Here is a 13,305-nt window from a genome sequence, read left to right on the forward strand (position 1 = left end):
CATTAATAATTAGTATAAAAATAGTTACTATTAATTATTTCTTTTTAAAATGTATTCTCTTCTGGTTATATATAGACCACTTAAGACAATTATAAAAAGACCTAAATAAGTCCAATTATCTGGTAATTCATGAAAGAAATAATAGCTAATTAATATGTTTGTTATGATTTCTGTATAGCCCAAAGGAGCTAATTTTGAGGCATCAGCATATTTGAGTGATAAAATTAAGAAAAGATGGGCTACAGAGGCTATAAGGCCGATTAAAGCCATTAAAATCCACTGATTTGTAGTTGGATTTACCCATACAGATGGCATAAATAAGCTAATAATGACTGTTCCTATTAAACCTGAAAGCAAAAGCGTTAAAAGAGGGTTATCTGAAGTGCTAAGTTTTCTTGTTATAATAAGGTAAAATCCATAACAAATTCCATTACCTAAAGCAGCTAAAGTAGCTAAATTAAGTTCAATAAATCCAGGTCTAATAACAATCAAAGTACCAACAAATCCTAACGATACAGCAGTCCATCTTTTTACCCCTACTTTCTCATTTAAAAAAAATGGAGATAAAGCTGTGACACAAATTGGTGCTACAAATGCTAAAGTTAAAGCTTTAGGGAGTGAAATTTCAGAAATCGCATAAAAGAATAAATACGTAGAAAAAACAAATATCAAACCTCTTATTAGTTGAAGAGCCGGTTTTTTAGTCCAAACTAATGACTTTCTATAAAATATAAGCATTAAAGACAGAGTAAAAACTATGGTAAAAAAATATCTAGCCCATGTTATTTGCAAAACATCCATTGATGAGCTTAAATATTTAGCAAACGCATCCATAACAGGGACAATCATCCAAGCAGATGCATTTAAAATTATAGCCTTCACAACTGAAAGATATATCTTAATAGAAGTATTTTAAAGCAAAGAATACGACTATTGGAACTGTAATAAATGACATTAATGTAGAAACAACAATAGTGCTAGCGATGTTATCTACTATTTCTTTTGGTGAGTACATTGATCCAATTAAATAATTTAAAATAGCACTTGGCATAGCAGATTGAATTAAAATTACACCTGCACCAAATCCAGAAAGATCAAAAAAAATTATAATTAAAAAACCAATCACGGGTCCAATTATTACTCTTCCAATAGAGGCAATTATTGAATTAGTGAAAGAAAAAATTTTTAATTTTGTTAATGCAATTCCTAACGACATTAATATTAAAACAATTGCTGTATATGTTAACAATTCAGTTAAATTAATAATTGCCTTGGGCATCTCCAAGTCAAAATAAATAAAAGTAACTGAAAATATAATTGCGTAAAAAGGTGGATTTTTAATTAAAATATTAAAGTCAAATTTTCTGTCGGCTAGAAACACTCCTAATGTAAAGTGAAGTAAAATTATAAGAGAAGATATTGATGCAGCTATTCCTAAACCTTGTGAACCATAAGCAAAAAGACAAATAGGAATACCCATATTTCCATTATTAGGAAGAAGAAATACTGGGATTTCTCTAATGATATCTTTAGTTTTTAATAGATATAAAATAATTATGCCTGTTAAACCAAAACCAGCAATAGCAATTAAATAATAAATAAAATAACTGGTATATTGTTCAAATGTTATACCTGTAGAAGTAATAGAATATATAACCATTGCAGGTGTACCAACATTTGAGGCAAAAGTAGTTATAAAGGAATTATCAAAATCTGGTTTTTTCTTACCAAGGTAATACCCAATCCCAACAACAAAAAAAACAGGAAATAATACTTCAATAAGTTTGAAATATATTTCCATTAATCAAGCAATCTAATTAACGTAGGTGATTTTAAGATATTCTTATTTTTTTTAAATATAGATAAACAGCTATTACAATTTAATTCTGTGGTTTTATGAGTAACTATTACGATGGTAGCTTTATTATTTTTTTTATCTGGGGTTTGAATTAATCTTTTAACAGAAATTTTATATTTAGCTAAACGATTGGTTATTTGAGATAAAACGCCTGGTTTATCTTTAACTTCAAATCTTAAATATAAAGAATTAACATAATTATTTACGTTATAAGTCTTTAAAGTTTTAAGCTTATTTACACTTACACCAAATGGCTTTTTAATGTTTCCTCTTAAAATAGATAATAAGTCAGATAATAAAGATGATGAAGTGGGACCTGGTCCAGCACCCTCCCCTTGTAATACACTTTCTCCTACTGGTTTGCCATTAAGGATAACAGCATTCATTACTCCATTTACATTACCAATATATGATTTTTTACTTACAAGACATGGATGAACAGTTTCAAAAAGTTGATTATTTTTGAGTTCAGAGATACCCAGTAGTTTAATTCTTAAATCTAATTGATTTGCAATTTTAATATCTTTTAAATCAATCTTTTCTATTCCTTCCATTAAACATTTTTTATTTGATATTTTACTATTAAAAGCCAAAGCGGATAAAATTCTCACTTTTGCAAATGCATCAAAACCATTTAAATCTAATTTTGGATTTCCTGGTTCAGCATATCCAAGCATTTGAGCTTTTTTCAAAACATCAGCAAAATTTTGCTCAGAATTTTCCATCTCTGACAATATATAATTTGAAGTACCGTTTAAAATTCCATAAACTTTAGATAATTTATTTGTAGCTAATCCCTCTTTAATAGATCTCAATATCGGTATCCCACCAGCAACAGATGCCTCGAATTCTAGATTAACATTATTTTTTTCAGCTAGTTTTGCTAAATTGTTTCCATGTTTTGAAATTAAAGCTTTGTTTGGTGTAATTACATGAATTTTATTCTTTAAAGCAGTTTCAACTAATTTTTTAGAAACCCCATCAGATTGTCCAATTACTTCAAATAAAATATCAACTTTTTCTTTTTTAAAAATTTCAAAAGGGTTTTTATAAAAAATTTTTCTATTAATTTTATATTTTCTTTTTTTATTTATATTTTTTGCAGAAATAGCTACTACATGAACTCTTTTTCCTGTTTTAAGTTCAATATCTTTTTTTTTAACAATTAGTTCATTAAATAAATAATTACCAACTTGACCAAGTCCAACAATTGCAACATTCACTATATTATTCATTTGCTTATATCTGGATATTTACTTTTTTTAGTATAGTCATCTATATAAATCTCATATTCTTCTAATGTCATTTTTGTTATATCGTCTGACTTTTTAAGTATTTCAGTTATTTTTTTTTGATTTTTTTTATTTTCAGCAGGATGTTCTTTCCAATACTGAGAATCTTTATTTAAAGAGCAATTACATAAAAAAATTAGAAAAATAATTAACAAATATTTCATTTTAAAGCAGTTCTTTCAGGAAAATTAAATTTATTATTTAAATTTTGAACAGCCTGACCTGCTCCACCTTTGATTAAATTGTCTATCGCAGAAATAATGATTATTTTGTTTTTATATTTTGATTTACACACTGTAATAAAGCAATTGTTTGTATTGATAACATCATTTGTGCTCAACAGTTTATCAGAATCTAATATTTTAACAAAATTTTCTCCTTTATAAGAGATCTTAAGTGTTTTGATGATTTTTGATTGATTAACTTTTTTTTCTAAATCTAAATAAATTGTACTTAATATACCTCTAAACATTGGAGATAAATGTGGAGTAAAACTAAATTGAAAATTTTTATTTGTAAATTTGCTTAAAAATTGATGAATTTCAGAATTATGTCTATGAAAACCAACACCATAAGCACTCAAAGACTCGTATAAATTCTTATCTTTATATTTTTTATGAACTCCTCTACCGGCGCCAGAATATCCAGATTTTGAATCAATGATTATATTGTCTAATTTAACTAATTTTTTTTTAATTAGCGGAACAAGAGGTAATAATATTGATGTTGGATAACATCCTGGACATGAAATTATATTGTGATTTTTTAATTCATCGCGATTTATTTCGGGTAAACAATAGATGCTTTTCTTCTGTAATTTTGGAGCTCGGTGTTTTTGTTTATACCATTTTAAATAATCATTAGCTTTTTTTAATCTAAAATCTGCTGCTAAATCAATTAAAGTAACATTATCATTAAGTTTTTTTGCTATATCTTGAGCTTCACCATTTGGTAGAGCTGTAAAGACAACATCAATACCATTTAACAGTTTAGGATTAAATTTTACGATTTTAGGTAATTTTTTTTTTGACAGAGATTTATCATAATTAGAAATATTTTTTCCAACAGACGAGTTTCCACATAGATATTTAATATTAATATATTTATGGTTAATTAATAACTTAATTAATTGAACACCAATATATCCTGTAGATCCGGCAACTAATGCATTAAGCTTAGGCATTTTTTATTATAGCAGTTTAAATTGTAAAAAAAATTATCTTTTAGAAAACTGGAAGCTTCTTCTAGCTTTTCTTCTACCAGGTTTTTTTCTCTCAACAGCTCTAGAATCTCTGGTTGTAAGCTTTTCAGTTTTCAATGTTGTTTTTAAATTTTCATCAAAGAGAACCAAAGCTTTAGAAATACCATGAACCATTGCTCCAGCTTGACCTGTAGGTCCGCCACCTTTTACACTACATCTAACATCATAATCTGTAGCTTGATTTATAATTTCAAAAGGTCTTGTAATTTGCATTTTGTGAATTTCATCAGCAAAATACTCATTATATAATTTGCCATTAACATAAATTTTACCAGAACCTTTTTTTAACCAAACTTTTGCTATTGAAGTTTTTCTTCTACCTGTCGCGTACTTACTATCTTTAAAGTCTAACTTTAATTTAGGAGTTTTTATGTTTGATTGTACGTTTTCCATATTAATTTCTTGCAATGTTTTTATTGTTTAGTTTATCTAATTCTATAACTTTTGGGTTTTGTGCAGCATGAGGATGCTCACTTCCAGAATAAATTTTTAATTTTGTTAGTTGTTTTCTACCCAAAACACCACCAGGCAACATTCTTTTAACTGCTAATTTCAAAGTTTCTCCAGGTTTTTTTTCATGAAGTTTTTCTGGTGTGGTAACTTTAATTCCACCAGGATGTCCTGTGTGTCTATAGTACTTTTTGTTTTGAAACTTCTTGCCAGTAAATTTTGCTTGTTCGATATTTTTTACTACAACAAAATCTCCATCATCCATGTGAGGTGTATAAGTAGTCTTATTTTTGCCTCTAATTATATTAGATACAACAGTCGCTAATCTTCCAACAACTGCATTTTTTGCGTCTATCTCGTACCAAGATGAAGTAACTTGATCTTTTTTTGTGAATTTTGTCATTGTGCGAGGATTAATACTATTAAATTATTCAAAGTCAATTTTATATTTAGCTTGTAAAACATAACTAATATGCTATTTATCACTTGCCGATTTGATCCTATTGCGGGCATAAAACTGCTAAAATGGAATTTTCATAAAATTATAATCGGTAGGCATTTGAACTGTATTGTGCGCCTTGCATAAAGCAAAAGCACTAAAAAAGGAGTAAAAATGAGTACAAAAAGAAATAATCCAGAAACTATTGCTATACATGGTGGAGACTACAGAAGTGATCCAGCTACAAATTCAGTAGCAGTTCCAATTTATAGAACAACCTCGTATCAATTTAATAACACTGAACATGCAGCTAATTTATTTGCGTTAAAAGAGTTTGGAAACATCTATACACGAATAATGAATCCAACTAACGATGTGTTGGAAAAGAGAATCGCTGCGCTTGAAGGTGGTCTTGCAAGTTTAACTGTAGCATCTGGGCAAACCGCTTCTACTTTTGCAATATTAAACGTTGCTCAAGCTGGAGATAATATTGTTAGTTCAACAGATCTTTATGGTGGAACAGTTTCTTTATTTACGCATACTTTAAGTAAGCTTGGTATAGAAGTAAGATATGCAGATCCTTCAGATCCAAAAAACTTTGAAAAAGCAATAGACGATAAAACTAGAGCTTTTTATGGAGAAACATTACCAAACCCATATTTAAGAGTTTTTCCAATTAAAGAGGTTTCAGATATTGGTAGAAAATATAACATTCCATTAATCTTAGATAACACTGCTGCCCCTGTAATTTGTAAACCAATTGAACATGGTGCTGCTGTGGTTGTTTATTCTTTAACAAAATATATAGCAGGTCATGGAACAGTAGTTGGGGGTGCACTAGTAGATGGTGGAAATTTTGATTGGACAGCAGATCCAAAAAGACAGCCACTATTTAATGAACCTGATGCAAGTTATGGAGGTGTTGTTTGGGGTAAAGCTGTGCCCGAATTAACAGGTGCAAATGTTGCTTTTGCAGTTAGAGCAAGAGTAACCCTATTAAGAGATTTAGGATCAGCACTTTCTCCAGATAATGCATTCGGCGTCATACAAGGACTTGAAACAGTTGCTTTAAGAATGAAACAACACTGTAATAATGCTGCAAAAGTTGTGGAGTACTTAAAAAAACATAAAGCTGTTGAGAGAGTAATTTATTCCACTGAACATACTGAAGAGATATCAAGTCGAGCAAAAAAATATCTGAAAAATGGTAATGGTGCTTTAGTTGGTATTGAATTAGCTGGTGGTATCGAAGCTGGTAAAAAGTTCATTGAGGCTTTAAAAATGTTTTATCACGTTGCAAATATAGGTGATGCTAGAAGTTTAGCAATACACCCAGCAACAACTACTCACAGTCAATTAAATGATGATGAGTTAGCTGCTTCAGGTGTAACTCCAGGATATGTTAGACTTTGTATTGGTTTAGAACATATTGATGATATAATTGACGATTTAGATCAAGCTTTAGACAAATCATCAAAAGGTAATTTAAAAGCAGTTAGTTAGTGTTATTTATATGTCTACAAATAGAAATTAATTAATCTGTCTTTTGTATTTTGAGATAAATATAAAATACAAAGTTGAAAGTATTATCAAAATAGAATTTATCTGGTGTAAAGATGCAAATAACATTTTTACTCCAGATAAAATAGTTATCACACCAAGAAAAATTTGAAATGCCAAAGTCAAACCAATTACAGTGATAGGTTTGTATAATTTTTTGTTTCCAGTGTTAATTACCTTAAAGAGGATTAAGGCATAAATGACTATAATTAAGTATGCTAAATTTCTATGTATAAATTGAACAATAGAAGGATTATCAAAAACTTTCAAATTCAAAAACTCTTTAAAACTACTATCATCAGGAAAATAATTAACTCCCATCAATGGCCAAGTGTTATAGATTTTACCAGCATCCATACCAGATACAAAAGCACCTATAATTAGTTGGAAAAATAATAAAACTAAAAAAATTTTTACTATAAAAAGATTAATTGAAATTGTTTGATTTGAAGAGGATGATAACTTTAAAAATTGCCAATATACAATTGATAAAATGATAAATGCTGTTACCAAATGTATTGCTAGTCTATAATGGCTAACATCAATTCTTTCAACTAATCCACTTGATACCATGAACCAACCTAAAAACCCTTGAAAACAAACTAATAAAAAAATAATTCCATATTTTTTTATAATCCAAACTCCTTGTTTTAGTGAAAAATAAACCATTGGGAATAATACGGTTAAACCAATTATTCTCCCTAACTGCCTATGCCCCCACTCCCACCAAAATATTACTTTAAATTCATCAAGAGTCATATTGTAGTTTTGTTGGCTGTATTCAGGAATTGTTTTATATAAACTAAAATATTCCAACCATTTATCATTTGTAAAAGGAGGAAAAAAACCAACAAATAATTCCCAAGTAGTAATTGATAAACCGGAGTCAGTTAATCTAGTCAAGCCTCCAACAAATATTATTAAAGAAACTAAAACTAATAATGATAGCATCCACAATTTAAGTTGATTATTTAAATGATTATTCTCACTGTACATGCTCAAATAAATATAATAATTATTAAGTATTCCAATAAATTAAATGTCGCCAAATAATAAAAAAAAACTAGATTTAATAAGAGTTAAGCTAGATAAATTAGATAATAAACTGTTATCACTTATAAAATATAGAACAAAGCTAGTTGAGGAAGTTTTAAAGCTTAAAGAATTTAAAAAAGAAATCGTAGATAAGAAAAGAATTAATTTTATTTTAAGAAAAATTAAAGCAAAATCCTTAAAACAAGGCATAGATCCAAAAATAACTAATCGTATTTGGAAAAATATGATTTGGTCTTATATTGATTACGAAAGAAGAAATTTTAAAAAAAAATAATTTATTTACTATGTGGTGGAAGCTTTTTCTCCACAAACATTTCGTGTTTTCTAGTATCAGGATTGTATTTTTTTGCTGATAATTTTACTTTAGCTTTTTCGCCACCTGCAGGTTTTTTTACATAATAAAAGTAAGGACTATCTGGTTTAGCTTCAGGCACCATTCTAACTTTTACGTGTGTTTTTTTCGCCATTTATTTTAGTGTTTTTAAAATATTTGATATTTTAGTTAACTTATTTTTTAATTTTTCAGCTTTTATAGATTTATCTGCCATTTCGTCAAGCTTTAATGTATCTTCATTATCAAGGATCTTTTTGACTCCATTAATTGTCATTCCTTGATCTTTTAGCAAATATTTAATCTTCTTAAGAAGATCAATATTTTTTTCATCATAGTATCTTCTATTAGAATTAAGAATTTTTGGCTTGATTTGTTTAAACTGTGTTTCCCAAAATCTTATTATGTGAGTTGGCAAAGAACCTCTCTTATTGACTTTTAAGTCTAAAATTTTAGCAACTTCACCAATAGTTTTATAAGCCTGATCAGCTTTATCCATAATCTTTAAGATTTATAAACTCTTTAAATTCTTTTGAAGGTTTAAATAAAACAACATCCCTACTAGTTATTACTTTAGTTTCCTTGGTTTTTGGGTTTCTACCAATTCTACTTTTTTTTTGTCTAATAGAAAAAGTTCCAAATTTAGATAATTTTAGCTTTTTCTTAGATTTAATGTTGGAAACAATTGTTGATAAAAAATCATCAATTAAATTTTCTGAGATCTGTTTAGAAAAACCTAGTTGCATATAAACTAAATTAACTAAATCTTTTTTAGTTAAATTTATTCTCATTTAAAGATTCTGTTTAATCTTTTCTATCAAATTACCTTTAACAATTCTATGACAAACATCTAATGAGTTAGCAAAGCCAACGTAATCAGTACCACCATGACTTTTTACTACTGGAGAGTCTAATCCTATAAAAATTGCACCATTGTACAGCCTTGGATCTAATCTTTTTTTAAATTTTTTTAAATTTGAAATGTTTAAAAGAGAAGATAGTTTTCCTATCCAATTTCCAGTCATCGCTTTTCTTAATTCACTTGTAATAAAATTTGCTGTCCCTTCAGCTGTTTTTAATGCTACATTTCCAGTAAATCCATCAGATACAATTACATCAACTTCACCATCCATTATGTGATTACCCTCGATGTATCCAGAAAAATTAAAATTTTCAGATTTTTTATCATTAAGAACTTGATATGTTTCTTTTATTACTTCATTACCCTTTAATTCTTCTGAGCCAATATTCAATAAAGCAACATTGGCTATTTCATCTGGGTATAATGAATTATAAAGAGCAGCTCCCATCGAAGAAAAATCACTCAAATTTTTTGAACTACACTCAATATTAGCTCCAAGATCTAATACAACGCTCATACCTTTTTTATTTGGCCAAAGCGCAGACAAAGCAGGTTTGTCTATATTTTCGATCATTTTAAGATTTAATTTTGATACAACTAATAAAGCACCAGTATTACCAGCAGATATAACTATATCAGCCTGCTTTTCTTTGACACTTTGAATAGCAAGCCACATACTAGTGTCTTTTCCTCTTTTTGCGCCTTCTAAAGGACTGTCCGTGCTTTTAATTGCATTCTCTGTATGGAAAATTTCATAGAACTCTTTATTAATTTTATTTTCAATTAATTGAGAAATTTTATTTTTGTCTCCAAATATTTTGTAAAAAATGTTTTTATTTGATTGGTGGTTATAAATTATGCCATCTATAACTTTTTTTGGTGATCCATCACCTCCCATTGCATCAACTGCAATTTTAATTTTTTCGGACATTAAGATAATTATACTATTCTTTTGGGTCTAAAACTTGTCTACCCTTATACATGCCAGTTTTTAAATCTAGATGATGAGAAAGCCTGTATTCACCTGATTTTTTATCCTCAACTATATTTTTAGTTGAAAATTTCATTGTTTGTGCCCGTCTCATTCCAGTTCTGGATGGGGTTTGTTTTCGTTTCGGTACAGCCATAATTATGGGTTAATTACACTTTTTAAATAATAATTCAAAGTTTTTTTTGATAAATTTAAGTTAAATTCATCAAAATAATCAAGTAAATCATCAATATTATTAAAATCTTCTAAAAATATTGATAATTTTTCAATTTTATCTGATTTCGATAAATCGTCCCAAAAATGAATCTCAGAAACCATTGAATGAAACAAATTAATATAATCTTTCATTTTTTTGTTTATAGATTGGTCTCCATATCCTATTTCTCTAATGCTCAATTCTAATTGTCTAAAGTTGAAATCATAAATTTCTTGTAATACTTTTTTATTTTCTTCATTTTTATAATTTTTAAGAAAAAATGAAAAATGGAGTAAAAATAACGTCAATCGATCAGAAAAACTATCTTCTCTATTTAAATCCTTATATAAATCTTTATTTCTAGTGAAATTAATCAATTTATTATAGATATGTATATACTCATTGCTCATGAATAAATTATATATATTTTTTTTATTTTTAATACTTTCAAATTGTTCATTTAAACCTGTTGTAAAGCACCATGGTGTTCCATTTTTAGAGAAAAAACAAGAAACGCTAATCATAAATCAAACAAACAAAAATGATATTAAAAAAATATTAGGTGTTCCATCTACTACAAGTAAATTCAATAATGATGTTTGGATATATATTGAAAGAAAGCAAACACAATCGCAGCTAAAAAACTTGGGTAGAATGAAAATTTTTAAAAATGATGTCTTAGTTTTAGAAATAGATAAATACGGTATTTTAAAAAAGAAGGAGTTTTATAATAAAGATGATATGGAAAATATAAAAATTGTGGAAGCTACAACACAAGCTGGTTTTAAAAGAAACTCATTTATATACGATTTCATGTCTAGTATGAGACAAAAGATTAATGACCCTCTAGGTACGAGGGCCAAAAAACGTAAAGAAATTAGCCAGCGATAACTGCTAATAATAATAAAGCTACAATATTTGTAATCTTAATCATTGGATTAACAGCCGGACCTGCTGTATCTTTATATGGATCTCCAACAGTGTCACCTGTTACAGCAGCTTTATGAGCTTCTGAACCTTTACCACCGTGATTACCATCTTCAATATATTTCTTAGCATTATCCCATGCGCCGCCTCCAGCAGTCATAGAAACAGCTACAAAAAGTCCTGTAATTATAACTCCTAAAAGCATTGCACCAACTGCAGCTAAAGCTGCAACCTGACCGCCTATTGATAGAATTATAAAATATAAAACTACAGGTGATAACACCGGTAATAATGATGGAATTATCATTTCTTTAATTGCAGCAACAGTCAACAAGTCAACTAATTTTGCATAATCAGGTTTTTGTTTTCTTTTCATAATACCTGGGAATTTTTTAAACTGTCTTCTTACTTCTACTACTACAGCACCACCTGCTCTTCCAACTGCTTGCATTCCCATAGAACCAAATAAGTAAGGCAACATTCCTCCGATTAATAAACCAACAACAACATATGGATTTGATAAATCAAAAGTTACAACTATTCCTTCAAGAGCAGAACCTGCTTCTTTAGAAAAGTGTTTAATATCTTCAGTGTAAGCAGCAAATAAAACTAGCGCACCTAAACCAGCTGAACCTATTGCATATCCTTTTGTTACAGCTTTTGTGGTGTTACCAACGGCATCTAAAGCATCTGTAGTTTTTCTAACTTTTTTATCCAAGTTAGACATTTCGGCTATCCCACCAGCATTATCAGTTACTGGACCGTAAGCGTCTAATGCAACAACCATTCCAGCTAATGCAAGCATTGTTGTAACAGCAATTGCAATACCAAATAGACCTGCAATAGAATTTGTAATTAAGATACCAGCTACAATGATTAACGCTGGTATTGCTGTTGCTTCCATTGATACAGCTAAACCTTGAATAACATTAGTTCCATGACCAGTTGTTGATGATAAAGCTACAGATTTAACAGGTCTATAACTTGTTCCTGTGTAATATTCTGTAATCCAGATTAACAAACCAGTAATAACTAAACCAATTACTCCACAGTAATATAAATCCATTCCATTAAACGTATTTCCATTAACAGTGTATTCATTTGTAAAACCAATTACATGATCAGTTACAGGCCAAAGAATAACTAATGACGCAACAGCAGATACAATAAATCCTTTGTATAATGCGTTCATCACATTGTTATCTTTTCCAAGTTTAACAAAAAATGTACCTACAATAGATGTCAATAAACAAGCAGCACCAATTGTAAGAGGATAGATCATCATATTAAGATCACCTACGAAGAAAATTGATGATAAAACCATAGTTGCAACAATAGTAACGGCATATGTTTCAAATAAATCTGCTGCCATTCCAGCACAGTCACCAACGTTGTCTCCAACGTTATCTGCAATTACAGCTGGATTTCTTGGGTCATCCTCAGGAATTCCAGCTTCAACCTTACCAACAAGGTCAGCTCCAACATCTGCACCCTTAGTAAAAATACCCCCACCTAATCTTGCAAAAATTGAAATCAAAGAAGCACCAAACCCTAAAGCAACTAGAGCATTCACTATTTCTCTTTCATCCACTTCAAATTTCAATAATAAAAAATAATAAACTGCTATTGCTAACAATGCTAAACCAGCGACCAACATACCAGTTACAGCACCAGATTTAAAAGCAACTGATAGACCTTGAGCTAGACCTTTTCTAGAAGCTTCAGCAGTTCTAACGTTAGCTTCTACTGAAACTAACATACCAACATACCCTGCAATACCAGATAATGCTGCGCCTATTAAATAACCAAGACCAACTAATGGGCTAAATGCAATACTAACAATTACAAGAACAGCTGCACCAACAATTGCAATTGTTTTGTATTGTCTTGCTAGATAAGCTTTTGCTCCAATTTGAATAGCTGAAGCAATATCTTGCATTTTTGCATTTCCTGCACTTGAATTTAAAATGTTTTTTCCAGTTAAAAATCCATAAACGATGGATAAAAAACCAGCTCCGATTGTGTATAATAAAATAGTTTCGACAGTTGCGCTCATATAACCCTTAGTTGTTGGTTGTTAAT

The 13,305-nt window shown here is 29.2% G+C and carries 18 protein-coding genes and 1 riboswitch; of the genes, 3 read left to right on the forward strand and 15 right to left on the reverse strand.

Annotated features, from left to right (window positions below; genetic code table 11):
* Positions 1 to 30 precede the first annotated feature (30 nt).
* From ACTTA4_RS02405 to rplM, 7 genes are read right to left on the reverse strand one after another with little or no spacing between them, the layout of a single operon-like run.
* The gene (locus tag ACTTA4_RS02405; RefSeq protein ID WP_440633390.1) at positions 31 to 882 is read right to left on the reverse strand and encodes a DMT family transporter; all 852 of its coding nucleotides are present in this window, start codon (positions 880 to 882) and stop codon (positions 31 to 33) included.
* Between the two features lie 16 nt (positions 883 to 898).
* Positions 899 to 1,801: an AEC family transporter gene (locus ACTTA4_RS02410; RefSeq protein ID WP_440633391.1), complete on the reverse strand. Its 903-nt coding sequence runs from the start codon at positions 1,799 to 1,801 to the stop codon at positions 899 to 901.
* On the reverse strand, positions 1,801 to 3,093 hold the full coding sequence (locus ACTTA4_RS02415; RefSeq protein ID WP_440633392.1) for a homoserine dehydrogenase: 1,293 nt from the start codon (positions 3,091 to 3,093) through the stop codon (positions 1,801 to 1,803). The genes ACTTA4_RS02410 and ACTTA4_RS02415 overlap by 1 nt, the downstream gene beginning before the upstream one ends.
* A complete protein-coding gene (locus ACTTA4_RS02420; protein ID WP_440633393.1) occupies positions 3,090 to 3,314 on the reverse strand; it encodes a hypothetical protein in 225 nt (74 codons plus the stop codon). Before ACTTA4_RS02420 ends, ACTTA4_RS02415 begins: the two co-directional genes overlap by 4 nt.
* Positions 3,311 to 4,333: an N-acetyl-gamma-glutamyl-phosphate reductase gene (gene argC / locus ACTTA4_RS02425; RefSeq protein ID WP_440633394.1), complete on the reverse strand. Its 1,023-nt coding sequence runs from the start codon at positions 4,331 to 4,333 to the stop codon at positions 3,311 to 3,313. Before argC ends, ACTTA4_RS02420 begins: the two co-directional genes overlap by 4 nt.
* 33 nt (positions 4,334 to 4,366) lie before the next feature.
* A complete protein-coding gene (rpsI, locus tag ACTTA4_RS02430; protein WP_440633395.1) occupies positions 4,367 to 4,804 on the reverse strand; it encodes a 30S ribosomal protein S9 in 438 nt (145 codons plus the stop codon).
* Between the two features lies 1 nt (position 4,805).
* Positions 4,806 to 5,264 carry a 50S ribosomal protein L13 gene (rplM, locus tag ACTTA4_RS02435; RefSeq protein WP_440614344.1) on the reverse strand — a complete coding sequence of 153 codons (459 nt, stop codon included), beginning with the start codon at positions 5,262 to 5,264 and terminating at the stop codon, positions 4,806 to 4,808.
* A 141-nt stretch (positions 5,265 to 5,405) separates the two neighbouring features.
* Positions 5,406 to 5,472: riboswitch (SAM riboswitch) on the forward strand.
* 2 nt (positions 5,473 to 5,474) lie between these two features.
* On the opposite strand from rplM, the gene ACTTA4_RS02440 reads away from it, so the two are divergent.
* Positions 5,475 to 6,803: an O-acetylhomoserine aminocarboxypropyltransferase/cysteine synthase family protein gene (locus ACTTA4_RS02440; RefSeq protein ID WP_440633396.1), complete on the forward strand. Its 1,329-nt coding sequence runs from the start codon at positions 5,475 to 5,477 to the stop codon at positions 6,801 to 6,803.
* Positions 6,804 to 6,830: 27 nt separating this feature from the next.
* Here the strand turns inward: ACTTA4_RS02440 and ACTTA4_RS02445 are convergent, their stop codons facing one another.
* On the reverse strand, positions 6,831 to 7,856 hold the full coding sequence (locus tag ACTTA4_RS02445; protein ID WP_440633397.1) for a COX15/CtaA family protein: 1,026 nt from the start codon (positions 7,854 to 7,856) through the stop codon (positions 6,831 to 6,833).
* Positions 7,857 to 7,899: 43 nt separating this feature from the next.
* Between ACTTA4_RS02445 and ACTTA4_RS02450 the strand changes: the two genes are divergently transcribed.
* A complete protein-coding gene (locus ACTTA4_RS02450; protein WP_440633398.1) occupies positions 7,900 to 8,190 on the forward strand; it encodes a chorismate mutase in 291 nt (96 codons plus the stop codon).
* A 1-nt stretch (position 8,191) separates the two neighbouring features.
* Here ACTTA4_RS02450 and ACTTA4_RS02455 read toward each other — a convergent pair whose 3' ends face one another.
* Genes ACTTA4_RS02455 through ACTTA4_RS02480 form a run of 6 tightly spaced genes read right to left on the reverse strand, consistent with a single transcriptional unit; the run spans position 8,192 to position 10,706 of the window.
* A complete protein-coding gene (locus tag ACTTA4_RS02455; protein WP_023853780.1) occupies positions 8,192 to 8,383 on the reverse strand; it encodes a 50S ribosomal protein L33 in 192 nt (63 codons plus the stop codon).
* Positions 8,384 to 8,746, reverse strand: coding sequence for a MerR family transcriptional regulator (locus ACTTA4_RS02460; protein WP_440633399.1), 363 nt, complete (start codon positions 8,744 to 8,746; stop codon positions 8,384 to 8,386).
* A complete protein-coding gene (locus ACTTA4_RS02465; protein ID WP_440633400.1) occupies positions 8,739 to 9,038 on the reverse strand; it encodes an HU family DNA-binding protein in 300 nt (99 codons plus the stop codon). Before ACTTA4_RS02465 ends, ACTTA4_RS02460 begins: the two co-directional genes overlap by 8 nt.
* Positions 9,039 to 10,040 carry a phosphate acyltransferase PlsX gene (gene plsX / locus ACTTA4_RS02470; RefSeq protein WP_440633401.1) on the reverse strand — a complete coding sequence of 334 codons (1,002 nt, stop codon included), beginning with the start codon at positions 10,038 to 10,040 and terminating at the stop codon, positions 9,039 to 9,041.
* Between the two features lie 13 nt (positions 10,041 to 10,053).
* Positions 10,054 to 10,236, reverse strand: coding sequence for a 50S ribosomal protein L32 (gene rpmF / locus ACTTA4_RS02475; protein WP_023853776.1), 183 nt, complete (start codon positions 10,234 to 10,236; stop codon positions 10,054 to 10,056).
* A gap of 2 nt (positions 10,237 to 10,238) precedes the next feature.
* Positions 10,239 to 10,706, reverse strand: coding sequence for a ubiquinol-cytochrome C chaperone family protein (locus ACTTA4_RS02480; protein ID WP_440633402.1), 468 nt, complete (start codon positions 10,704 to 10,706; stop codon positions 10,239 to 10,241).
* Here ACTTA4_RS02480 and bamE point away from each other — a divergent pair.
* Complete coding sequence (gene bamE, locus ACTTA4_RS02485; protein WP_440633403.1) at positions 10,705 to 11,187, forward strand: outer membrane protein assembly factor BamE domain-containing protein; 483 nt, start codon at positions 10,705 to 10,707, stop codon at positions 11,185 to 11,187. The genes ACTTA4_RS02480 and bamE overlap by 2 nt on opposite strands.
* Here the strand turns inward: bamE and ACTTA4_RS02490 are convergent.
* Positions 11,174 to 13,279, reverse strand: coding sequence for a sodium-translocating pyrophosphatase (locus tag ACTTA4_RS02490; protein WP_440633404.1), 2,106 nt, complete (start codon positions 13,277 to 13,279; stop codon positions 11,174 to 11,176). The two genes, bamE and ACTTA4_RS02490, sit on opposite strands and share 14 nt — an antisense overlap.
* Positions 13,280 to 13,305 lie beyond the last annotated feature (26 nt).

It is taken from the genome of Candidatus Pelagibacter sp. HIMB1485, from assembly GCF_052048055.1.
In the GTDB taxonomy this organism is placed as follows: Bacteria; Pseudomonadota; Alphaproteobacteria; order Pelagibacterales; family Pelagibacteraceae; genus Pelagibacter.